Source organism: Streptomyces sp. NPDC054813 (assembly GCF_053611365.1).
In genome coordinates this window covers 651,813-674,428 of the sequence record NZ_JBSHAF010000001.1, presented here as the reverse complement: position 1 = coordinate 674,428, position 22,616 = coordinate 651,813, and the positions used below count along the sequence as shown (strand labels likewise).

Annotated in this window: 16 protein-coding genes; 8 read left to right on the top strand and 8 right to left on the bottom strand. The window is 71.5% G+C overall.

All coding sequences use genetic code 11. The features are described from left to right. Positions 1-143: 143 nt before the first annotated feature. Positions 144-1,466, bottom strand: a complete 1,323-nt coding sequence (locus tag ACWGJB_RS02895) for a nucleotide sugar dehydrogenase (RefSeq protein ID WP_453378488.1) — start codon at positions 1,464-1,466, stop codon at positions 144-146. Between the two features lie 77 nt (positions 1,467-1,543). Continuing rightward, entirely contained in the window at positions 1,544-2,965 is a 1,422-nt protein-coding gene (locus tag ACWGJB_RS02890; RefSeq protein WP_453378487.1) for a glycosyltransferase, read from the bottom strand. A 92-nt stretch (positions 2,966-3,057) separates the two neighbouring features. Between ACWGJB_RS02890 and wecB the strand changes: the two genes are divergently transcribed. The 4 genes from wecB to ACWGJB_RS02870 are packed head-to-tail and all read left to right on the top strand — an operon-like array spanning position 3,058 to position 8,801. Beyond that, on the top strand, positions 3,058-4,146 hold the full coding sequence (gene wecB, locus ACWGJB_RS02885) for a non-hydrolyzing UDP-N-acetylglucosamine 2-epimerase (protein WP_453378486.1): 1,089 nt from the start codon (positions 3,058-3,060) through the stop codon (positions 4,144-4,146). Beyond that, complete coding sequence (locus ACWGJB_RS02880; protein WP_453378485.1) at positions 4,139-4,810, top strand: class I SAM-dependent methyltransferase; 672 nt, start codon at positions 4,139-4,141, stop codon at positions 4,808-4,810. The genes wecB and ACWGJB_RS02880 overlap by 8 nt, the downstream gene beginning before the upstream one ends. Further along, complete coding sequence (locus tag ACWGJB_RS02875; RefSeq protein ID WP_453378484.1) at positions 4,810-6,618, top strand: hypothetical protein; 1,809 nt, start codon at positions 4,810-4,812, stop codon at positions 6,616-6,618. The genes ACWGJB_RS02880 and ACWGJB_RS02875 overlap by 1 nt, the downstream gene beginning before the upstream one ends. After that, positions 6,615-8,801 (top strand): glycosyltransferase, encoded by a 2,187-nt coding sequence (locus ACWGJB_RS02870; protein ID WP_453378483.1) that lies wholly within the window; start codon positions 6,615-6,617, stop codon positions 8,799-8,801. Before ACWGJB_RS02875 ends, ACWGJB_RS02870 begins: the two co-directional genes overlap by 4 nt. 104 nt (positions 8,802-8,905) lie before the next feature. Here ACWGJB_RS02870 and ACWGJB_RS02865 read toward each other — a convergent pair whose 3' ends face one another. After that, on the bottom strand, positions 8,906-9,907 hold the full coding sequence (locus ACWGJB_RS02865) for an acyl-CoA desaturase (RefSeq protein ID WP_453378482.1): 1,002 nt from the start codon (positions 9,905-9,907) through the stop codon (positions 8,906-8,908). A 266-nt stretch (positions 9,908-10,173) separates the two neighbouring features. Here ACWGJB_RS02865 and ACWGJB_RS02860 point away from each other — a divergent pair, with 266 nt between their 5' ends. Next, positions 10,174-10,479 (top strand): hypothetical protein, encoded by a 306-nt coding sequence (locus ACWGJB_RS02860; RefSeq protein WP_453378481.1) that lies wholly within the window; start codon positions 10,174-10,176, stop codon positions 10,477-10,479. 105 nt (positions 10,480-10,584) lie between these two features. Here the strand turns inward: ACWGJB_RS02860 and ACWGJB_RS02855 are convergent, their stop codons facing one another. Together ACWGJB_RS02855 and ACWGJB_RS02850 are read right to left on the bottom strand one after the other, a co-directional pair. After that, positions 10,585-11,946 carry an MFS transporter gene (locus ACWGJB_RS02855; RefSeq protein WP_453378480.1) on the bottom strand — a complete coding sequence of 454 codons (1,362 nt, stop codon included), beginning with the start codon at positions 11,944-11,946 and terminating at the stop codon, positions 10,585-10,587. A 222-nt stretch (positions 11,947-12,168) separates the two neighbouring features. Then, complete coding sequence (locus tag ACWGJB_RS02850) at positions 12,169-12,834, bottom strand: TetR/AcrR family transcriptional regulator (protein WP_453378479.1); 666 nt, start codon at positions 12,832-12,834, stop codon at positions 12,169-12,171. A gap of 144 nt (positions 12,835-12,978) precedes the next feature. On the opposite strand from ACWGJB_RS02850, the gene ACWGJB_RS02845 reads away from it, so the two are divergent. From ACWGJB_RS02845 to ACWGJB_RS02835, 3 genes are all read left to right on the top strand, one after another. Then, a complete protein-coding gene (locus ACWGJB_RS02845; protein ID WP_453378478.1) occupies positions 12,979-13,860 on the top strand; it encodes a shikimate dehydrogenase in 882 nt (293 codons plus the stop codon). Between the two features lie 103 nt (positions 13,861-13,963). Continuing rightward, positions 13,964-15,754 carry a bifunctional sugar phosphate isomerase/epimerase/4-hydroxyphenylpyruvate dioxygenase family protein gene (locus ACWGJB_RS02840; RefSeq protein ID WP_453378477.1) on the top strand — a complete coding sequence of 597 codons (1,791 nt, stop codon included), beginning with the start codon at positions 13,964-13,966 and terminating at the stop codon, positions 15,752-15,754. Between the two features lie 208 nt (positions 15,755-15,962). After that, entirely contained in the window at positions 15,963-17,834 is a 1,872-nt protein-coding gene (locus ACWGJB_RS02835; protein ID WP_453378476.1) for an ArnT family glycosyltransferase, read from the top strand. 13 nt (positions 17,835-17,847) lie between these two features. Here the strand turns inward: ACWGJB_RS02835 and ACWGJB_RS02830 are convergent, their stop codons facing one another. The 3 genes from ACWGJB_RS02830 to ACWGJB_RS02820 are packed head-to-tail and all read right to left on the bottom strand — an operon-like array spanning position 17,848 to position 22,611. After that, entirely contained in the window at positions 17,848-20,730 is a 2,883-nt protein-coding gene (locus tag ACWGJB_RS02830; protein ID WP_453378475.1) for a glycoside hydrolase family 2 TIM barrel-domain containing protein, read from the bottom strand. Between the two features lie 25 nt (positions 20,731-20,755). Next, positions 20,756-21,649: a carbohydrate ABC transporter permease gene (locus ACWGJB_RS02825; RefSeq protein ID WP_453378474.1), complete on the bottom strand. Its 894-nt coding sequence runs from the start codon at positions 21,647-21,649 to the stop codon at positions 20,756-20,758. Beyond that, entirely contained in the window at positions 21,646-22,611 is a 966-nt protein-coding gene (locus ACWGJB_RS02820; RefSeq protein ID WP_453378473.1) for a carbohydrate ABC transporter permease, read from the bottom strand. Before ACWGJB_RS02820 ends, ACWGJB_RS02825 begins: the two co-directional genes overlap by 4 nt. Positions 22,612-22,616 lie beyond the last annotated feature (5 nt).

The window sequence follows — 22,616 nt, the reverse complement described above, 5'->3', positions numbered from 1 at the left end:
GTTTATGTGTTGTTTTTGTTGGGTGGCGTCGGGGGGGGGGTGTTCGCGTGTGCCGCCTTTAACCCGAATTGGCGCTCTTTCCCCCCCCCCCCCCCGCCCCCGGGGCCCGGGGGGCGGCGGAAGGGAGTTGCCGCTGAGGTCGCCTACAGCACCTCGACACCGGGCCGGAAGATCCGCCCGCGGGTGTCGAAGAGCAGCCGTGCCTCGTCGCCGATGGCCGGCAGGTCGTAGGCGGAGTGGTCCTGGAGCAGGATCGTCAGGTCGTGCGAGCGCACGGCGGCCATGACGTCGGTGACGCGCGGCACGGCCTCGCCGTCCACGAACCAGGCGGGCACGAACGGGTCGTGGAAGGCGATCTCGGCCTCCCGGGCCCGTAGCAGCCGGGCCACCGGCATCGCCGGCGCCTCGCGCCGGTCGGCGACGTCCGGCTTGTAGGTGACGCCGAGCAGCAGCACCCGGGAGCCGTGCAGGGCGCGGCCCTCGTGGTTGAGCAGATCCTGCGCGCGCCGGACGACGTACTCCGGCATGTGTGCGTTGATCTCCCGGGCGAGTTCCACGAACCGGAACTCGTAGCCGATCGAACGCACCTTGTAGGAAAGGTAGTTGGGGTCGATCGGGATGCAGTGGCCGCCCACCCCGGCGCTCGGCCGGAAGGCCTGGAAGCCGAACGGTTTGGTACCGGCGCAGCGGATCGCGTCCCATACGTCGACGCGCAACTCCTGGCAGAGGATGGCCAGTTCGTTGACCAGGGCGATGTTGACGTGCCGGTAGGTGTTCTCCAGGAGCTTGGCCATCTCGGCTTCCCGGGTGCCCTTGGCCTGTACGACGGTGTCGACGAGCTTGCCGTAGAAGGCGGCCGCCCGGGCCGCGCACGCCGGGGTGCAGCCGCCCACCACCTTCGGGGTCTCGCGCAGCCCGTGGGTGGTGTTGCCGGGGTCGATGCGCTCCGGTGAGAACGCCAGCGAGAAGTCGTCGCCGACCCGTAGCCCGGACTCCTCCAGAATGGGCTTCACCACCTCTTCGGTGGTGCCCGGATAGGTCGTGGATTCGAGGACGACGAGCCGTCCGCGGCCCAGCCTGCGCGCCACCGCCCGCGCGGCGGAGATCACCGCGCTCAGATCGGGACCGCCGTCCTCGCTGAGCGGGGTCGGCACACAGATCACGATCGTCTGCGCACGGGCCAGACAGGCGTCGTCCGTGTACGCGGTGAAACCGGCCTGTCGCATGCGGGCGACGTCGTCGTCGGAGACGTCGTCGACGTGGGAGTGTCCGGCGTTGAGGCCCTCCACGACCCGTGGGTCGAGGTCGAGCCCCGCCACTCTCAGCCCGACCAGCGACGCCTCCCGCGCGAGCGGAAGTCCGACGTAGCCGAGCCCGATGACGGCCAGTTCGAAGCCGTCGGTCCGTTCTGCGTCCCCGAGCGATTCGCTCAATTCCCCGAGCGGTACGGCCTTTTCGACCTGCATAGGGATTCTCCGCCCTCAACGGCAGACGCCGTATGGATCGAAGGGCCCGGACGGTGCGATTCCGGGCGACGGGGGCCTCAGACACATCCAAGAGCGCGATACGCGTCTCGGGTCGTGGCAGCGACCCTCTTCCAGGTGCGATCACGCGCTACCAGAGCGCGGGCGGATGCTCCCCATTCATGCCGCCGTTCTCGACTGTAAAGCAATACTTCGAGAGCTTCTGCCCAAGCATGTGGTGATTCAGCAGTGATCAGCTGTCCGTTGACGTCCGGTTCGACCAGTTCTCGTAGGGCTGTGAGATCACTGGCCGCCACGGGAAGACCGCTCGCCATCGCTTCGACCGGCTTGAGCGGGGTCACCAGACGGCAGACCCGTTCATCGGTGCGCGGCACCGCGAAAACGTCCAGAACCGCGTGGTAGGAGCGCACTTGGTGGTGCGGGACACGGCCGGTGAACAGCGCGACGCCGGCACCGAGTCCCAGCCGGCCGGCCAGCGCCTCGAGCGCCCCGCGCTCGGGGCCGTCGCCGACGATCAGCAGCCGCAGCGGAACCCCTCGGCGGCGCAGCTCGGCACCCGCATGGAGCAATGTGCCGATTCCCTCGTGTGGAGTAAGGCTGCTGACGGTGCCCACCACATAGTCGTCCGCCGCGATGCCGAGCCGGACACGCAGTTCCGCCCCGTCCGGCGGCGGGGCGAGGAAGGCGTCGTCCACCGCGTTGGGCACGATCAGGACCCGCTCCTCGGGCACCCCGCGGGACACGATCTCGGCCTGCATCGCCGCGCCCAGGGTCAGCACCAGGTCGGCCTGGCGCATGCAGTACGTCTCCAGGGCGCGCCGCGCACGGTAGGTCGGGTCGTCCGGAGTGCGGGCCGCCGCCTGGGTCAGCCAGGTCTCCTCCAGGAACCCGCGCACCTCGTACACCACCGGCAGCCCGTAGGTCTCCCGCAGGGCCAGCGCCACCCGCCCGTTGCCGTGGTCGGTGGCCGCGTGCAGCACGGCGGGCCGCAGCCGCTCCACCAGGCGCCCGGCCAGCTCGGCATTGCGGGCCAGCACCGGGCCCTGCCCGTACGGCAGGTTCAGCGGCAGCAGCCGGTGCTGCGGCACCCCGTTCACGATCTGCAGCGGGCGGGCGTCCAGGACGCCCTGCGCCACCGGGAACCCGATGCGGGTCACCACGTGCGGATCGAGCCCGGCGGCCCGCTGGGCCTCGGCGAGGGCCTGGGTGCGCACGGTGTAACCGGCGTGCTTGAACGGCAGCCCGTTGGTGACCACATGGAGCACCCGGCCCGGTTGGGGCCGCACCGGCCGCCCGGCGGGCGCCGGGATCCGGGCGGCGGACGGCGCGGCGGTCGGCCCGGCCGAGCGGGCCCGGGCGGCGAGCCGCCGCTCGGCCGGCCGCAGCCCGCGCCGCACCCGCCCCGGCAGCAGCCGTACGCCGAGCAGCACGGCCCGCGCGGGATCGTTGCGCAACTCGCCCCATGCGACGGATGCGGCCAAGCTGAGTGCACGGGGGATTCGACGCGGCGTGTGCCGGGACAGAGGTCGGGCCATGTCGTCAAGGTAGGCCGACAGAGCGGAGAACGTACGACATGAACGGCCGCGTACTCCATGTCGTAGGGACCAGGCCGAACTTCGTGAAGGCCGCGCCCGTGGTCGCCGCCCTGCGCGCGACCGGGCACGACCAGGTCCTGGTGCACACAGGTCAGCATTACGACGAACGGATGTCGCACATCTTCTTCCGGGAGCTGGGCCTGCCCGCCCCGGACACCGACCTGGGTGTCGGCTCCGGCAGCCAGGCCCGGCAGACCGCCGACCTGCTGGTGGCGCTGGAGGGCGAGCTGCTGGCCCGTGCCCCGGCCCTGGTCGTCGTGTACGGCGACGTGAACTCCACCCTCGCCGCGGCCCTGGCCGCCGCCAAGCTGGGCATCCCGGTCGCCCATGTCGAGGCGGGCCTGCGCAGCTTCGACATGGCGATGCCGGAGGAGGTCAACCGGCGCCTGGTCGACCAGCTGGCCGAGCTGCTCTTCGCGACCAGCCCGGAAGCCGTCGGACACCTGGCCCGCGAGGGCGTCGACCCGGGCCGGACGCACCTCGTCGGAAACCCGATGATCGACACCCTGCTCACCCATCTGGACCATTTCGACCCGGCCGCCGCCCGCGCCGCCCACGCGCTGCCCGAGCGGTACGGCGTGGTCACCCTGCACCGGCCGGCCAACGTCGACGACCCCGAGGCCGCCGCGGCCGCCGCCCGCGCCCTGACCGAGGCGGCCGGCCACCTCGACCTCGCCGTGCCCCTGCACCCGCGCGGCCGCGCGGCACTGCGCAAGGCGGGCCTCGCCGACGCGCCCGGCATCCATCTGCTCGAACCGCTCGGCTACGTCGAGTTCATGGGCCTGGTGCGGGGCGCCGCCGCCGTGATCACCGACTCGGGCGGGGTCCAGGAGGAGACCACCGTGCTGGGCGTCCCCTGTCTGACGCTGCGCACCACGACCGAACGCCCGGTCACCGTCACCCACGGCACCAACCGGCTGGTGAGCCACGGCGAACTGGTGCCCGCCCTGCGCAAGGTCCTGGACGGACCGCCGGCGGCCGACCCCGAAGGCCCGCCGCTGTGGGACGGCAAGGCCGGCCCCCGCATCGCCCGCGTCCTCACCGAGTGGCTGGAGCGCCATGACTGACGCCACCCGCACCCGCCCCGACGGTCCCCGCACCCTCGGGCACACCGTCCGCACCTACTGGGACACCCGGCACCGCGAACGCGACGACCTCGCCTCCGGCGGCCACATCGGCCTGGACCGGCCCGGCAACGAGATCTTCTACGCGGTACGGCTCGGCCAGCTGCTCACCCTGATCGGCGACCTGTCCAGCCCGGCGTCCCCGCTGTTCGTGCTCGACGCCGGCTGCGGCAAGGGGCACTTCGCCCGCGCCCTGGCCCGCTGTGGCCACCACGTGGACGCCTTCGACGCCAGCGAGGAGGCCGTCACCCAGGCCCGGGCCGAGGGCGGCGGACCCCGCTACGCCCTGGCCGCCCTCGACGAGTGGCGCAGCCCCTGGCTCTACGACGTGGTGATGTGCGTGGACGTCCTCTTCCACGTCCTGGACGACGCGGAGTGGGCGGCCGGCCTGCGCAACCTCGCCTCGCTGGTCCGGATCACCGGCCGGCTGATCGTCACCGACGAGCACACCGACGAGCCCGTCCCGCGCGGCGACTACATCATGCACCGGCCTATCGCCGCCTACCGCAAGGAACTTGAGCCCCTGGGCCTGAGTCACTCCCTCTTCCGGCCCTACGGTTTCCGCGAGAACCGGGTCGGCTTCCATGTCTTCACAAGGACCCGCTGATGCGCCTGACCGATCTGCTCCACCCGCACCTGGACGACGTGACCTCGGTCGTGGACGCGACGAGCGGCGGCCTGCGTCTTGACCCCTATCTGCACCTCCCGCCGGGCGTCGAGTCGACCCGGAACCAACAGCCTGTCGGCGAGGGGGAGTTGATGCTCCTCTGCTACGGCCCCGACGCCGCCCTGCACGGCGACGAGGCGGACTGTCTCACCGCACTGGAACGCATGCGGCCCGGCGGCCGCGGCCTGATCGTCTTCGGCCATCCCGGCACCGACCTGCCCTACCACCGCCTCCTCGACGCCCTGGTGGCCCACCGCTGCCAGGTGCTGCACGCCGCCGCGCTCGGCTACACGCATCTGCACGCCGGCGCGGTCTTCGCCTGTACCGAGGAGCTCCTGCCGCCGCACGACTGGTTCGGCCACCCGCTGCCGGCCGACGGTTTCGCCACGGCCCTCCGGATCGCCGACGAGTACGTGCTCGCCGACTTCGTCTCCCGCTCCCAGCGGGCCCGCCTGATCGACCTGGAGCGGGCGGCCGAGGAGACCGCCCGCGCCCTGGAGAGCGGCCGCGAGGACGGCCTGGCCGAACGGCTGGCCGCCGCCCTGCGGGACAAGGACCAGCTCGCCTCCGCCCTGCGCGGGGCCCGGGAGCGGACCGGCGTGCTGGAGGCCCGCGTGGCCATGCTGGAGGGCTCCACCTCGCTGCGGGTCGGCAAGGCGCTGGTGTCGGCGGCCCGTTCACCCAAGCGGGGCGCGGCCAGGCTGCCCGGGGAGCTGTACGGGCTGTGGCGGCAGCGGAAGGTCAAGGGGCGGCCCACGCGGGCCGCGAGCGCCGCCCTGGCACCGGAGGCAACCGCAGACGACCGCTTCTACCTCTCCCACCGCGCGCTGTCCGTGGCACCCCGCGACCGGCTGGTGATCAGCGGCGTGCTGACCGACCGCACCGCCGCCGACTTCGCGGCCGACGCCGTGGTCAGCCGGGTACTGCCGCACGACGGCCGGCTGCTGATCGAGCGCACCGACCCGGACGTCTTCCTCGTCCAGCTCGGTGCCTGCACCGCCGAGGCCGGCCCCTGGACGCTCACCGGCACCGGAGACGCCCCCGACCTGGACCGCCGCCTCGCCGAACTGATCAGCCAGGCACGGGGACTGGGCCGGGCGGCGGTGCTGTGGCGGGACGGCCCGGCGTCCTTGGCGCCGGGCCTGTCCCAACTGCCCTGGGACGCCGTCCTCGACGGCGACACCGGGACCGCGCTGTCCCGCCTCGACCCGGTCACCGACGGCCGCGACCGGCTCCGGGACGTCTTTCAGCAGGACAGCACCCGGGTACGGCTGGCCCGCCTCGCCGCACTGGCCGGCGCCCCCGACCCGACGGCCGAGCGCCGGGTCGCCGTACTGGCCGCCCCCCGGGACGCCACCGACGTCGCCCGGCTCGTCGCCCAGACGCTCGGCCAGCTGCACCGGCCGGCCGAGGTCGTCGTCGCCGACCCGGCAGGGCTCGACCTCGGCGAACTCACCGCCGCCTCCGTCACCGTGCACTCCGGACCGCCCACCGCGCCCTGGGTCGCCGACTGGACGGACCTGACCGAGGACCGCCCCGACACCCTGCTGCTCGACCTGCTCTGCGCCCAGGAGTTCTCGGGCGCCGACGCGGTGGGACACACCCCCGCCGCCGACGACTACGCCTTCGTACCGACCCTGAAACCGCTGCTCGTCCGCCGGTCCCTGCTTGACACCGGCACCCCACCGGACACCTGGTCGCGGGCCGGGCACCGCCTGTTCGCCGTGCGTGGAAAGGAGCCGTCATGACCCGCACCCTCAGGGCGCTCGTCTACGGCGACGTGGACCTCAACCTCATCGACGGCTCCGCCGTCTGGGCCCAGTCGACGGTGCAGGCGCTGTCCCGCGCGGGCTGCCGGACCCGGCTCGTCCTCAAGGCTCCCGTGGAGACCGGCCGGCTGACCGACCCGCTGGCCGGACTGCCCGGGGTCACCGTGGTCCGCCCGTACGAGGAACACCTCGTCCCCGGCCAGGGCGCGCACCCCCTGTCCCCCTACCAGGCCTCGCAGTTGCTCGCCCGCCTCGACGAGGAGGAGCCCTGCGACCTGCTGGTGCTGCGCGGCCGCCGGCTGGTGAAGCAGATCGTCGGCGACGGTCACTTCCACGGACGCATCTGGGCCTATCTCACCGACATCCCGCAGTCCCCGGCCGAGATGACCGAACAGGACCGTGTCGACCTCGCCCGCATCGCCAACGCCTCCCGGCAACTCCTGTGTCAGACCGAGGAGTTGCGTTGCTTCCTGGAGGCCTGGGTGCCGGAGGCATGCGGACGGGCCGTGCTCTGCCCGCCCGCGGTGCCCGAACCCGGCTTCCCGGTCCCGCAGCGCGCCGGGCTGCACGATCCCGTACGCCTCGTCTACACCGGCAAGTTCGCGCCCCGCTGGAACACCCTGCCCATGACCCGGCTGCCCGCGCGGCTCGCCGAACGCGGCATCCGGGCGGAACTCCACGCCGTCGGCGACAAGATCCACAAGGATGTCGCCCATCCCGGCTTCGACACCGCCATGGCCGAGGCGCTGCGCACCACCCCCGAGGTCGTCCACCACGGTGGCATGCCCCGCGAGGAGGCCATGCGCATCGCAGCCGACTGCGACCTCGGCCTCGGCTGGCGCGACTCCTCCCTCGACGCCAGCCTCGAACTCTCCACCAAGGTGCTGGAGTTCGGCTCCCTGGGACTGCCCGTCGTGCTCAACCGCACCCCCGCGCACGAGGCGCTGCTCGGCACCGACTACCCGCTGTTCGTGCCCGGCGACGCGGCCCTCGCGGACGCGGTGGACGCGGTCACCGTCGCCGTACGCGACGCCGAGGCCAGGCATCTCGCTGCCGACCGGTGTGCGGCCGCGGCCCGGCAGTACACCATGGAGGCCGCGGCCGCCCGCTGGCGCGGCCACCTCGACGGCGCCTTCCCCGCCGCCCCCGCCGCCGTGGCCACCCGCGGGCGCCCCCTGCGGATCGGGGTGGCGGGCCACGACCTGAAGTTCCTCACCCGGCTGCTCGACCACTTCCGCGCCCTGCCCGGCCTCGACGTACGCGTCGACGCCTGGCCCGCGCTCGCCCGGCACGACCCGGCCGCGAGCCGTGAACTCGCCGACTGGGCCGACGTGGTGGTCGTCGAGTGGTGCGGCCCGGCGGCGGTCTGGTACAGCCGCCACAAGCGGCGCGGCAGCAGACTGATCGTCCGCCTGCACCGCTTCGAGCTCGACGCCGGCTACCCGCAGCAGGTCGACATCGACGCCGTCGACCGCGTGGTCTGCGTCAGCCCCTACTACGCCCGCAGCACCCGGGAACGGACCGGCTGGGCCGCCTCGAAGATCACCACGATCGGCAACTGGGTCGACGTCGACCAGCTCGACCGGCCCAAGGCGCCCGGCGCCCGGCACCGTCTCGGCATGATCGGCATCGCGCCCAGCCGCAAACGCCTCGACCTCGGCCTCGACGTCCTGGAGGTACTGCGCGCCCACGACCGGCGCTGGCACCTCTCGGTCAAGTCCAAGCCGCCGTGGGAGTACTGGTGGATCTGGAACAAGCCGGAGGAACGCGCACACTACGAGGCGATCCTGCGCCGTATGCAGACCTCACCGCTGCTCGAAGGGGCCGTCGTCTTCGACCAGTTCGGGCCCGACGTGCCGAACTGGCTGCGCCGCATCGGCCATGTTCTCTCCACCAGCGACGACGAGAGCTTCCACCTCGCCCCAGCCGAGGGCATGGCCTCCGGTGCCGTACCCGCGCTGCTGCCGTGGCCGGGCGCGGACGAGATCTACGACCGGCGCTGGATCCACGACACCCCGGAGGCGATGGCCGAGTCGATCGCCGGACTGGGCGAGCAGGATGACTGGCGGTCGGCCGGGGAAACGGCCCGCGGCCAGGTACGGGAGGGCTTCTCGCTGGAACGGGTGGCGAAGGAGTGGACGGAGCTGCTGGTGTCCGGCTGAGCCCCGCGTTTCCCGAGCCGCCTGCCCGTTCGCAGCCTCCAGGGCATGCCCGAAGACCCCGCCCTCAGCGGTTTCGCCGTGGGCGGGGTCCTCGCTGCGGGGCGTCAGGCCGCGGACTCCTGCTGGGCGGCCGGTTCGGGCAGCAGGCGGGCGCTGAGACGGTCCGCGCTCGGCCAGCGGACGTCGTAGGCCCAGCCCAGCTTCTCGAACATCCGGATCAGGCGGGCCGACGGGTCGATCTGGCCCGGCAGCACACCGTGGCGCGCGCCCGTGGGGTCGGCGTGGTGCGAGTTGTGCCAGCTCTCGCCGAAGGAGAGCAGCGCGAGCGGCCAGAAGTTGGTGGCCTTGTCCCGGCTGGCGAACGGGCGCCTGCCCGCGACGTGACAGACCGAGTTCACCGACCAGGTGACATGGTGCAGCAGCGCCATCCGCATCACACCGGCCCAGAAGAACCCGGTGAGCGCCCCGGTCCAGGTGCCGGTGACGAGCCCGCCGACCAGCGCGGGAGCCAGCAGCGAGACGACGGTCAGCGGTCCGAAGAGCCGGCCGACGAGCCGCAGGTCGCGATCGGCGGTGATGTCGGGCGCGAACCTGGCCCGGTTGCTCAGTTCACGCTTGAGCATCCATCCGATGTGCGCGTGCAGCAGCCCCTTGAGCAGCGCACGCGTGTCGGTGCCGAAGCGCCAGGGCGAGTGCGGGTCGCCCTCGCGGTCGGCGAAGGCGTGGTGGCGGCGGTGGTTGGCCACCCACTGCACCGGCGAGCCCTCGACCCCCAGCGAGCCCGCGACGGCCAGGGCGATGCGCAGACCCCGCTTCGCCTTGAACGAGCGGTGCGTGAAGAGGCGGTGATAGCCGACCGTGAGACCGAAGCCGGACACCAGGTAGGCGACCACGGCCATGGCGACGTCCAGCGCGGACAGGCCGCGTCCCCACACCAACGGCACCGCGACGACCAGGCCGATCAGCGGGCCGACCACGAAGATCCACATCGCGATGCCCGCAGCGGCCGTCTGCGGGGCGTCGAGTAGTGGCCTGACCCCGGCCGCGGTGTCGGCGTCGCCTTCGGTGACGACCTGTTCGGAACGGTCGGTTCTGCTCGTGTTCATCGGTTCCCCGCCGTTGCTCAAGGGTGTCGGACACACTGCCGGACCGACCGGGAGTAGGCACACGCGTGCGCTGTGGAGCATGCTCGGCGGCCCATGTCCCACGATCGCACCGGACGGCATCCCCGCAGGTCATCGCTCATGTCCAGGGTGTGAACGGCGCGGGACCAAATCGCCGTCGCCCCGCCGTGAGGGAACGCTTGATCTCAAGTCCGCTTGAGGTTCTAGAGTCGAGTGTGCTGACGCCGATGTACGGGAGGGGAACGGCCATGAGGACACTGGTACTCGGGAGGACGCCCGCCAGGGTGACGGCCGTGCTGGCCACACTGCACGCGGACGGCTTCGACGCGGAGGGGGTGAGCACCGACGACGAGGCCCGGAAACTGCTGGCGACCGGGGAGTTCGAGGTGCTGATCATCGGTGGCGGAGTGGGGCCCGAATCCCGCGCCCAGATCAAGGAGTTCGCGGCAGGTCACCAGGTGCGGCGGGTGATCGACGGGGCGCTGTCGGAGCCGTTCGACGCCTATGTGCGGCGGGAGTTCGAGCCGCTGATCCGGCAGGCCGCCGAAGGGTGACGGCCACGGTCCGCCCGGACAGCGGTCCGGGCGGACGCACGCCTGCTCCTCGCGCTCGCGAAGAGGTTCAGGCCGTGACCGTCTCCGGGGCACTCGCGAAGAGGCTCAGGCCGTGACCGTCTCCGGGCGGGTCGCCTCCCGGGGGGTGCGTGCGCCGAGGTCCTCCGTGGCCAGCTTGTGGGTTTCGCGTGCCGAGAGGGCGGCGATGACCGGAGGTACGCACAGCGCCGCCGTGAACAGGGCCACCGCCGACCAGTCGTCCCCGCCCGGACCCGCGATCTGCGCCGCGAAGGTCACCGCGAACCCGGCCACCGCGAACCCGATCTGGGTGCCGATGGCCATGCCCGACAGTCGGACCCGGGTCGAGAACATCTCGCCGTAGAAGGACGGCCAGACCCCGTTCGCCGCGCTGTAGACGACACCGAAGGCCACGACGCCGAGGACCAGGATCAGCGGGTAGGAGCCGGTGGAGATCGCCCACAGGTAGCCGAACATGGCCACCGCGCTGCCCACCGCGCCGACGAGGTACACCGGCCGGCGGCCGATCCGGTCGGACAGCGTCGCCCATGCCGGGATCGCGCCCAGCGCCACCAGGTTCGCCAGCGCGCTCACCCACAGCATCGAGGTCTTCGACATCCCGACCGCGTCGCTCGTCGCGTACGCCAGCGCCCACACCGTGAAGATCGTGCTCACCGAGGCGATCAGCGCGCCCCCGATCACCCGCAGGACGTCCGCCCAGTGGTGCCGCACCAGCGTCACCAGCGGCAGCCGTACGACACCGTCGGTCGCCGCCTGCCGCGCGAAGGCCGGCGTCTCCTGGACCGTGCGGCGGATGAACCAGCCGGCCACCGCCACCGCGGCACTCAGCCAGAACGGCACCCGCCAGCCCCAGGACAGCAGTTGGTCCTCGGGCAGCTGGGAGACCGGGATGAAGACGAGGGTGGCGATCAACTGACCGCCCTGGGTGCCGCTCAGCGTGAAACTGGTGAAGAAGCCACGCCGGTTCGGCGGCGCGTGCTCCAGACTCATGGAACTGGCGCTGGCCTGCTCGCCGGCGGCCGAGACGCCCTGCAGCACCCGGCACAGCACCAGCAGCACCGGAGCCAGGCCGCCCACCTCGGCGCGGGTCGGCAGACAGCCGATCAGGAACGTCGACAGGCCCATCAGCAGCAGCGTGAAGAGCATGATCTTCTTGCGGCCGATCCGGTCCCCGAAGTGGCCGAGGAACAGGGCGCCGACCGGACGGGCCGCGTAGGCGACTCCGAAAGTGGCCAGAGAGAGCAGGGTGGCGGTGGCCGGGTCCGACTCGTCGAAGAAGACCTTCGGGAAGATCAGCGCGGCCGCGCTGCCGTAGATGAAGAAGTCGTAGTACTCCAGGGCGCTGCCGATCCAGGCGGCCAGAGCGGCCTTCTTCGGCTGGCCGCCGGGTGGTACGGCGGTGACGGCGGGCGGGGCGGGGACGGACACGGCGGTGCTCCTTCGGAGAACTCCGACGTAGGCGGAGAGAGCGGCGGGGGAGAAGGCCGGTTCCCAGGGATGACGGGTCGGCGGGCCCAGCGGGCGGGGCTAATTAACCCACTGGATAGTTAGTCGCGATGGGTAGGGATGTTGCGCTCGCGTTTCCCCGCTGTCAAGAGGTCGTGCGGGTTCCCCGCCCGCGGCGGTCGGCCCGCCGGCCCGCCACGGGGGTCAGCCCGCCGCGCGCTCCGCGGTGAGGTAGGCGATCACCATGTCGCCGAGCATGGTCCGGTAGTGCGCGCGCTGCGCCGGGTCCACCAGGTCACGGCCGAAGAGGGCACCGAAGGTGGCCCGGTTCGCGACCCGGAAGAAACAGAACGAGCTGATCATCGCGTGCAGGTCCACCGCGTCGACGTCGGCCGTGAACAGGCCGGACTCCTGGCCCTGGCCCAGGATCCGGCGGATCACCTCCAGGGCCGGCGAGCCGATCCTGCCGAGCTTCTCGGAGGCCGCGATGTGCTCGGCGCCGTGGATGTTCTCGATGCTGACCAGGCGGATGAAGTCCGGGTGCTGCTCGTGGTGGTCGAAGGTCAGCTCCGCGAGCCGGCGGATCGCCGCGACCGGGTCCAGATGCTCGACGTCCAGTTGCTGCTCGGCCTCCCGGATCACGCCGTACGCCCGCTCCAGGACCGCTGTGAACAGCTGTTCCTTGCCGCCGAAGTAGTAGTAGATCATCCGCTTCGTGGTGCGGGTGCGGGCCGCGATCTCGTCGACGCGGGCGCCGTCGTAGCCGGCCCGGGCGAACTCCTGCGTGGCCACGTCGAGGATCTCGGCCTGGGTGCGGGCGGCGTCACGGATCCGCCCGTTGGTCTGTGCCGGTTCTTCGACGCTGGTCATCGGGTTCCTTCGGGAGTACGGCTCCGGTGCCGGAGATTCTAGAAGGCGGGCCGGGCCCGGCGGCCAGGGTCTTCCCCGAGGGCGGTTCGCCTGATATAGCTAACGTACTAGTTCGTACATTAGAGCTCAGCTCAGGAGGTCCCCGTGGCCAAGGACTCGTTTCTCGTCGGACTGATCGGCTCCGGAATCGGACCGTCGCTCAGCCCGGCCCTGCACGAGCGCGAGGCCCACCGGCAGGGCCTGCGGTACCTGTACCGGCTGATCGACATCGACGTGCTGGGCGTACCGCCCGAGGCCGTGGGGGATCTGGTGCGGGCCGCGCGTGACCTCGGCTTCGACGGGCTCAACATCACGCATCCGTGCAAGCAGCTGGTCATCGAGCACCTGGACGCGCTCGCCCCGCAGGCCGAGGCGCTGGGCGCGGTCAACACGGTGGTCTTCGAGGCCGGTGGGCGAGCGGTCGGCCACAACACGGACGTCACCGGGTTCGCGGCGTCCTTCGCGCGGGGGCTGCGGGACGCTTCGCTGGAGCGGGTCGTGCAGCTCGGCGCGGGGGGTGCGGGAGCCGCCGTTGCGCACGCGACGCTCACGTTGGGGGCGGAACGGGTGACCGTGGTGGATTCGCTGGCCGACCGGGCCACGGATCTCGCGGGCGCCCTGAACCGGCGCTTCGGCGCGGGGCGGGCGGCGGCCGGGACGCCGGACCGGTTGCCGGAACTGCTGGCCGGTGCGGACGGTCTGGTGCATGCGACGCCCACGGGGATGGCCGCGCATCCGGGGTTGCCGGTGGCCGCGGAGTTGCTGCATCCCGGGTTGTGGGTGGCCGAGGTGGTGTACCGGCCGTTGGAGACGGAGCTGGTGCGGGTCGCCAGGGCGTCGGGGTGTGCCGTGTTGGACGGGGGCGGGATGGCGGTGTTCCAGGCTGCGGACGCGTTTCGGTTGTTCACGGGGAGGGAGGTCGACGGTGCTCGGATGCTGGCCGACATCGGGGAGTTGGCGGAGAAGTCCGCGGGCCAGGTCGTGTGACTGGTGCCGGTCCGTTGTGGCTGGTCGCGCCCACGCGGCGGAGCCGCATATCGATACAGCCCCGCGCCCCTGAGTAGGTGCACTGCAGGTGAGGAAAGAGGTCATGCGCACTTCCATTGCTACCGTTTCGCTCAGTGGACCCCTGACGGAAAGGCTCACGGCCGCCGCCCGGGCCGGGTTCGACGGCATAGAGATCTTCGAGAACGATCTGCTTGCCAGCCCCCTCCCGCCCCGCGAGATCCGCGCCCGCTGTGCTGACCTCGGGCTCAGTATCGATCTCTACCAACCCATGCGGGACATCGAAGCCGTCCCCGACGACGAGTTCGGTCGTAACCTCCGCCGTGCCCGGCACAAGTTCGAGTTGATGAGGGAACTGGGGGCTGACACCGTCCTCGTCTGTTCCTCCGTCTCCCCGCTCGCCCTCGACGACGACGATCTCGCCACCGAGCAGCTGGCTGAACTTGCCTCCCTGGCAGATGACTTCGGCATCCGTGTCGCCTACGAGGCGCTCGCCTGGGGTCGGCACGTCAGTACGTACGACCATGCCTGGCGGATCGTGGCGGCGGCCGACCATCCCGCCCTCGGGACCTGCCTCGACAGCTTCCACATCCGGTCCCGTGGGTCCGATCCCAAGGGCATCGAGGCCATCCCCGGCGAGAAGATCTTCTTCCTCCAGCTGGCCGACGCCCCGTTGCTCGCCATGGACGTGCTCCAGTGGAGCCGTCACTACCGGTGCTTCCCGGGGCAGGGCGGCTTCGATGTCGCCGGGCTGGTCCGGCACGTGCTGCGGACCGGGTACGACGGGCCGCTCTCCCTGGAAGTCTTCAACGACGTCTTCCGCCAGGCCGAGGCCGGCCCGACCGCCGTCGACGCGCACCGTTCACTGCTGGTCCTCCAAGACGCCATAGGGATAGGGGAGTTGCCGCAGCCGGTAGTGCCGACGGGAGTCGCCTTCGCCGAACTCGTCACCCCGGACGCCGAACCCGTCTCCGCGCTGCTCGGCGTCCTCGGCTTCGCCCGGACCGCCCGGCACCGCAGCAAGCCGGTCGACCTGTGGGAGCGGGGCGAGGCCCGGATCCTGGTCAACACCGGCCCCGCCGCCCGCCGCGACGGCACTCAACTCGCCGCGATCGGCCTGGAGTCGCCCGACCCCCGGGCCGCCGCCCGCCGCGCCGAGGCCCTGCTCGCTCCCGTACTGCCCCGCCGCCGGGACCCCAAGGACGCCCCGCTTGACGCGGTCGCCGCCCCCGACGGCACCGAACTGTTCTTCTGCGCCACCGGCCAGGGTCCCGAACTCCCCGACTGGCGGGCCGACTTCGTCGGCAAGTCGGACACCCCGGAGCCCGACCCGGTACGCATCGACCACCTCGCACTCACCCAGCCCTGGCACCAGTACGACGAGGCGACCCTCTTCCACCGCAGCGTCCTCGGCCTGCACGCCCAGGAGAGCGTCGACGTCGCCGACCCCTACGGCCTGCTGCGCTCCCGGGCCGTCACCAACGCCGACGGCAGTGTCCGGATCGCCCTCGGCGTCGGCGCGGCCCCGGCCGACGACACCCTGCACGCCCAGCACATCGCCCTGGCCACCGACGACGTGGTCGCCGCGGCCCGTGCCTTCCGCGCCGCCGGTGGCAATCCACTGCCCATCCCCGCCAACTACTACGACGACCTGGCCGCCCGGTACGAGTTCGCCGACGGCGAGCTGGAGACGTACCGCTCCCTCGGCATCCTCTACGACCGGGACGCCGACGGTGTCTTCCGGCACTGGTACACCCGGACCGTCGGACGGGTCTTCTTCGAACTGGTCGAGCGCGATCCCGGCTACCGCGGCTACGGCGCCCCGAACGCGCCGGTGCGCCTCGCCGCCCAGCACGCCGGACGGCCGGCCCGCTGAGCCGCCGGGTGAGCTTGCGGTGAGAGGCCGGTGAGACACGCCCCGGATTCCGGCTGCTCACAGGCGCTGCGGCGGATACTCACGAAGATCCGGAATGTTCTCACCGTTCCGGATGTGACCTTCGTCGATTTCCACCCGTCCTAGAGGCCGTAGCAATCCAGGACGTACCGGAAGTCCTGGAACCCGGGAGTCCTGGAGGCCGCCTCCGATGCCGAGCCCTGCCGTCACCGCGCCGCTCGTCCGTGTCCAGGGTCCGCCGCCTCCGCCGACCCCGGCGCGGACCCGCACCGAGCGCTACGAGCGCCCGTTGCTCGGCGCCGTCGTCGCCGTCGCCGCGCTCCTCTACTTCTGGGGCATCTGGCACAGCGCGTACCACGCCTTCTACGCGAGCGCGGTCCGCAGCATGACCGACAACCCGGTCGCCTTCTTCTACGGCTCCTTCGACCCGGCGGGCTCGATCACCCTGGACAAACTGCCCGGCTTCCTGTGGCCGCAGGCCCTGTCGGCGCTGGCCTTCGGCTTCCACCCCTGGGCCCTGGTGATCCCGCAGGGCCTGGAGGGCGTGGCCGCCGTGGTGCTGCTGCATGTGGTGGTCCGGCGTTGGGCGGGGGTGGGGGCCGGGTTGCTGGCCGCCGCGTTTCTCACACTCACCCCGGTGACCGTGGGCCTCGCCCGATCCGTCACCGAGGACGCGCCGTTCGTGCTGTTGCTGCTGCTGGCCGCCGAGGCCGCCCAACGGGCCACCGCCCGCGCCCGGATGCGCACCCTCGCCCTGGCGGGCGTCTGGGTCGGGGTGGCCTTCCAGTGCAAGATGCTGGAGGCCTGGGCGGTGCTGCCGGCGCTGGCCGTGCCCTATCTGGTGGCCGCGCCGACGTCCCTGCGCCGCCGGATCCGCGACCTGGCCGTGTCGGGCGCGGTCATGCTGGCGGTGTCCCTGTCCTGGATGCTGGCCGCCACGCTCACTCCGGCGTCGGGCCGCCCGTACCTGGACGGTACGACCGACAACTCGCCGTTCGGGCTGGTCGTCGGCTACAACTTCCTGACCCGTTTCCGTGCGCTGGGCGTCGACGCGGCCGGCACCGGCAGCATCGTCGCCGACCGGGCGCACAGCAGGCTGTCGGCGGGCATGGGCGACGGCGTCTGGAAGATGTTCAGCCCCGGCATCGCCACCCAGACCGGCTGGCTGTATCCGCTGGCGGCGCTCGGCCTGGCGGCCGGGCTGTCGGCGCTGTGGCGCCGCCGCGTCCCGCCCACCGACCCCGCCCTGGCCGGGTATCTGATGTGGGGGGTGTGGCTGGTGACCTTCTTCCTGGTCTTCAGCTTCGGCAGCGTGACCGGACACACGTACTACATGGGTGTGGTGGCGGTGGCCCTGGCAGCACTGGCCGGGGCCGGCGTCACGCAGGTGAGCCGCCGCGGCGTGCTGCGCGCGGTGCTCGCCGTCAACGTCGCCTGGTGCGCGGCCCTCGCCCTCACCTACCCGCACTTCTTCGTCTGGTCGGTCGCGGTCGCCGGGGGACTGTCCCTGCCGGCCCTGGCCCTGCTCGTCGCCGACCGACCGCGCCGACACCGGGCCGGCCTGGCCGTCGCCCTCACCGCCGTCCTCTTCATCCCCACCGTGTGGTCCGCGTCCGCGCTGTCCCTGCGGTACAACCAGCCCGGCGGCTTCGGCCGGGTCGGCCCGGAGAGCGTCCGCGTCCACAACGCCACGTCGGCTCTGACCCCGGCCCAGCGGCAGGTCCTCGCCTACCTCACCGCGCACCGCGACGGCGCCCGCTATCTGGCCGCCGTACCCCGCTGGCAGGCGGCGGCACCGTACATCCTCACCGCCGACGCCTCGGTCCTGCCGGTGGGCGGCTTCACCGCCCAGGTGCCCTACCCCGCCGCCACGACCTTCCACCAACTGATCGACACCGGCAGGCTCCGGTACGTCCTTCTGGGCCGCGCCGACCTCACCCACCGTGCCCGGGGCGCCAGGACCCCGGGCCGGGCCCTGATGCGCTGGGTCATCGGCCACTGTTCGCCGGTTCATGTCTCGGCCTACACGGTGTACCGCTGCGGGCCGGGGCACGGCGGGTGACCGGGCCGAAGGGTCAGCCGATGTCCGAGAACACGAAGGAGAACTCGGCCGGTCGGGCATGGAGTTGGTACGGCGGCAGGACACCCGGGCCGCAGGACTGCGAGCCGATGCCGTGCTGGCCGTGGTCCAGGTTGACCCACACCCCCGCGGCGGAGCCGCTGTCGGATGCGGTACCCGGGGTGAGGTCGCTGCGGTGAGCGGCCGCGTCCAGCTGTTCGGTGGTCCAGCGTCGGGCGGTGAACCAGAACTCCGGGTCTCCCTCGATCCGCAGGCCGCCGATCTCCGCCCAACGGACGTCAGCGCGGGCGCCGTTCTCCTGCGGGCGGAGGTACGGTGTCTGCAGGTCGTCCACCGTGGACTGCCAACGGCCCACCATCGAGGCCGCCTTGGTGTCCGGATACGCCTCGCCCGGGCCGCCGCCGAACCACCGCACGCGGTCGGCCGCCGACAGGCCGAAGCGGACGCCGAGCCGGGGCAGCGGCACCGTCCAGTCGCCGTCGGGGGTCACGGAGACGGTGAGCCCGAGGCGGCTGCCGTCCGTGATCCAGCGGTAGACGGTCACCAGTCCGAACTCCCAGGCGGCGGGCGCCACCCGGGTGCGCACGGTCAACGCGTCGCCGGTCGGCTCCACCGCGTCCAGGCGGTGCCGCATGCGGTGCAGACCGAACTTCCGCCACAGCGTGCCGTAGCGGATGTCGCTCTGCCAGGCGGCGCCGTCGTCGTTGTCGGTCGTTGCCCGCCATACGTCCAGCCGCAGTCCGGTCACTGCCACAGCGCCGATGCTCCGCAGCGCGCCGCTGCGCGCATCGAAGACGGCCGGGCCGAGAGTGATCAGCCCGTCGCCGGACACCACCGGTCCGGCGGAGGCGGCGAAGGACGGCAACTGCCTTCCCGCGACCGGGAACTGGCCCCAGGCCACGACATGTCCCTGTGGTCCCCAGCCGGTGTCGGCAGCCAGCACCGCCCGCACCGTCCATTGCGTCTCGCCGCTGCCGGCGGCGACCGGGGGCTCCGGCAGCTTCACCTCCGCCGACTCGCCGGCCGCCAAGGCCGGTACGGCCAGTCGGCCCGACTCCACGGTCTCCCCGCCGACCTGGTACGACCACTCGAAGGCCAGCGCGGACAGATCGGCGAAGTCCTGCTTGTTGGTGACCCGGACGGCGGTGCCGTCGCCCTCGAACCGGACCGGTTCGATCACCTTCTTGTACTCGACCAGACCGGGGGAGGGCTGCCGGTCGGGGAAGACCAGCCCGTCGCAGACGAAGTTCCCGTCGTGCAGTTCCTCACCGAAGTCGCCGCCGTAGGCATAGCCGTAGCGGTCGTCCTTGATGCCGTGGTCGATCCACTCCCAGATGAAGCCGCCCTGGATCCGGTCGTACGACTCGAAGATCCGCTGGTAGTCGGCGAGGCCGCCGGGACCGTTGCCCATCGCGTGCCCGTACTCGCAGAGGATGAAGGGGAGTCGACGGCGTTTGTGGGTACCGCCGTCCAGGCCCCGGCCGATCCGCTCGACCTCGGCGTGGTCGGCGTACATCCGTGAATAGACGTCCGTGTCACGGCAGTTGACATCGCCCTCGTAGTGCACCAGGCGGGAGGAATCCCGGCCGTGGATCCACTCGGCCATCGCGGTCAGGCCCCGGCCGGTGCCGGCCTCGTTGCCGAGCGACCAGATCACCACCGACGGGTGGTTCTTGTCGCGCTCCACCATCCGGGCCGCCCGGTCGAGCAGGGCCGGGGTCCAGCGGTCGTCGTCGACCGGGTTGTCCCGCCAGGCCTGCTCGGTGAAGCCGTGGGTCTCCAGGTCGCACTCGTCGATCACCCACAGGCCGTACTCGTCGCACAGGTCCAGGAAGTCCGGGTGGGGCGGGTAGTGGGAGGTGCGCACCGCGTTGATGTTGTGCCGCTTCATCAGCAGCACGTCCTCGCGCATGGTCTCCAGGTCGAGGGCGCGGCCCCGTTCGGGGTGCCACTCGTGCCGGTTGACGCCCTTGAAGAGGACGGGCCTGCCGTTGACCTTGATCAGACCGTCGGCGAGCGCCACCGTCCGGAAGCCGATACGCAAAGGCACCCGCTCGCCCTCGGTGGCCAGCACCCCGTCGTACAGCTTCGGGGTCTCCGCCGTCCATGCCTCGACCGGGACCGTGACCGGCTCGCCGGTCGCGACATCGATGTCCAGGGCGGGCACGGACACCCGCCCGTCGACATCGGAGTCGACGCGCAGGGTGCCCTCGCCCGTGAGGTGGTCGTAGGAGGCGTGGACGAAGAAGTCCAGGACGCTGCCCGCCGGGCGGTGCAGCAGCGTCACGTCACGGAAGATGCCGGGCAGCCACCACTGGTCCTGGTCCTCCAGATAGGAGCCGGCCGACCACTGGTGGACCCGCACGGCGAGCACGTTGCCGGCCGGCCTCAGCAGGTGGCCGACGGCGAACTCGTGCGGCAGCCGGGAGCCCTTGAACCCGCCGATGTCCGTGCCGTTCAGCCAGATCCGGGCACAGGACTCGACGCCGTCGAAGCGGAGGACCGCCCCGCCGTCGGTCAGGTCCCAGCCCTCGGGCAGGTCGAAGACGCGGAGATGGTCACCGGTGGGGTTCTCGGTCGGAACCCTCGGCGGGTCGACCGGGAACGGGTAGAGGTGGTTCGTGTAGATCGGTGCGCCATGGCCCTGGAGCACCCAGTGGCCCGGGACCGAGACCTCCGCCCAGCCGCCGGCGTCGTACCCCGGCTCGGCGAACGCGTCGTCCTCGGCGTCGGCCGTGGGTGACAGCCGGAAGCGCCAACTGCCGTTCAGCGAAAGCGACTCGGCGTCCGAGCGTGGGTACCGGGCGCGGGGTGGCAGGGTGCCGGAGCCCGGGGAGACGTCCTCGACGTAGTCGGTGGCGGAGGTTCGGAAAGACATCGGTCTCCAGGTCGTTCGAAGCGTGTCAGCCCTTGATGCCGGTCTGCGCGATCCCCTGGACCAGCCAGCGCTGGAGGAAGAGGAAGACGAACACCAGGGGCAGGATGGAGATGGCGGTGGCCATGAAGATCGTGTGGAAGACGACCGTCTGGTTGGTCATGTACGACGAGAGCACCACCTGGACGGTCCACGCCCCCGGGTCCTGACCGATGACCAGTGGCCACAGGAACGCGTTCCAGGCGCTGATGAAGGTGATGGTGGCGATCGCCGCGAAGAAGTTCAGCGAGTTGGGTACGACGACGCGCCAGTACGCGCCCCAGTAGCCGAGCCCGTCCACGCGTGCCGCCTCCTCCAGCTCCTTCGGGAACCCCAGGAAGTACTGCCGGAACAGGAAGCAGGTGAAACCACTGAACAGGCCCGGAATGATCAGGCCCCGGTAGGTGTCCACCCAGCCCAGCGACGAGACCAGCACGAAGCTGGGTACGAAGGTCACCGAGGTCGGGACCATCAGGGTGCCCAGGACGACGTAGAAGATCTTGTTCGCGTGCCGGTAGGGGATGCGGGCCAGGGCGTAGCCGGCCAGGGAGCACACCAGCAGGATGCCGGCGGTCATGGAGACGGCGACGACCAGCGAGTTCCACATCGACCGGGCGAAGTCCACCTGCGGGTCGTCGAACAGTTCCTTGACGTTGCCCCACTGGAGGTGCGTGGGGAAGAACTCCCAGTGCTCTCCGGTGATGCTCGCGTCCGTGGAGAGGGCGTTGCGGACCAGGATGTAGAACGGGACCAGGAAGAGGAGGGTGGCGACACCGGTGGCGATGTAGAGGCCGGTGCTGCCCATCACTCCACCGCCGCGCCGGCCGGAGCGCCTGCCCTTCGCGGGCGTGGTCTTTCGTATGTCGGGCGTGGTGGTGGTCACTTGGCCTCCTCCCCCCTTCCGAAGCCCATGATCTTGCCCTGGAACAGGGTGACGATGATGATCAGCGCGGTGAGGATGACGGCCCCCGCGCTGCCGGCGCCGTAGTCCTGCTCCGTGCCCAGGGCGGTGTAGTAGAGCTCGACCAGCGGAGGCCGGCCCCAGGTGGTCTTGTCGAGCAGGTTGAAGAACTCGTCGAAGGCCTGGTAGGCGGCGATGAGCAGCAGCAGGATCACCGCGGTCGAGGTGGCCCGCAGCTGGGGCAGGGTGATGTACCGGAAGGTCTGCCAGCCAGGCTTGGCGCCGTCGATGGCGGCGGCCTCGTACAGCTCGCCGGGGATGTTCTGCAGGGCGGCCAGGAACAGGATCATGTAGAAGCCGGACTGCAGCCACAGCCGGGCCGTGACGATGACCAGCCAGTACCAGGGCGGGCTGGGGGAGGCCAGCCAGGCGATGTTGTCGATGCCGAACCAGCCGATGACGGTGTTCATCAGGCCGAAGCGGACCCCGCTGAAGATGGACATCTTCCAGATCATGGAAGCGGCGACATAGCTGCACGCGGTCGGCAGGAAGAACACCGACCGGAAGAACGCCCGCATGAACCGGATCCGGTTGACCAGCAGGGCGAGGCCCAGCGACACCGCCCAGGTGGTCGGCACGATGAACGCGGCGAACACGGTGAAGGTGCCGAGCGAGCCGACGAACTTGGGGTCCGTCAGCATGTAGGTGTAGTTGTCCAGGCCGATGAACTTGTCCGGCGTGACGGTGAACCGTGCGTCGAAGAAGCTGAGGTAGATGCTCCAGCCGATCGGCACGTAGATGAAGACGATCAGCCCGATCAGGAAGGGGCTGACGAAGAGCCAGAAGCTGAGGGTGCGGCTGCCCCGCAGGCCCCGCCGCGGCCTGGCCGAGGAGGCCTGCGCCGGGGCGGGGTTCGCGAGGTCGCGCGTCGTGGTGGTCGACATGGTCT

Coding starts and splice junctions, on each gene's coding strand:
- ACWGJB_RS02870 (WP_453378483.1), top strand. CDS start 6,615: ATGACCCGCACCCTCAGGGCGCTCGTCTACGGCGACGTGGACCTCAAC.
- ACWGJB_RS02820 (WP_453378473.1), bottom strand. CDS start 22,611: ATGTCGACCACCACGACGCGCGACCTCGCGAACCCCGCCCCGGCGCAG.
- ACWGJB_RS02840 (WP_453378477.1), top strand. CDS start 13,964: ATGCGCACTTCCATTGCTACCGTTTCGCTCAGTGGACCCCTGACGGAA.
- ACWGJB_RS02860 (WP_453378481.1), top strand. CDS start 10,174: ATGAGGACACTGGTACTCGGGAGGACGCCCGCCAGGGTGACGGCCGTG.
- wecB (WP_453378486.1), top strand. CDS start 3,058: ATGAACGGCCGCGTACTCCATGTCGTAGGGACCAGGCCGAACTTCGTG.
- ACWGJB_RS02875 (WP_453378484.1), top strand. CDS start 4,810: ATGCGCCTGACCGATCTGCTCCACCCGCACCTGGACGACGTGACCTCG.
- ACWGJB_RS02895 (WP_453378488.1), bottom strand. CDS start 1,466: ATGCAGGTCGAAAAGGCCGTACCGCTCGGGGAATTGAGCGAATCGCTC.
- ACWGJB_RS02865 (WP_453378482.1), bottom strand. CDS start 9,907: ATGAACACGAGCAGAACCGACCGTTCCGAACAGGTCGTCACCGAAGGC.
- ACWGJB_RS02850 (WP_453378479.1), bottom strand. CDS start 12,834: ATGACCAGCGTCGAAGAACCGGCACAGACCAACGGGCGGATCCGTGAC.
- ACWGJB_RS02835 (WP_453378476.1), top strand. CDS start 15,963: ATGCCGAGCCCTGCCGTCACCGCGCCGCTCGTCCGTGTCCAGGGTCCG.
- ACWGJB_RS02830 (WP_453378475.1), bottom strand. CDS start 20,730: ATGTCTTTCCGAACCTCCGCCACCGACTACGTCGAGGACGTCTCCCCG.
- ACWGJB_RS02880 (WP_453378485.1), top strand. CDS start 4,139: ATGACTGACGCCACCCGCACCCGCCCCGACGGTCCCCGCACCCTCGGG.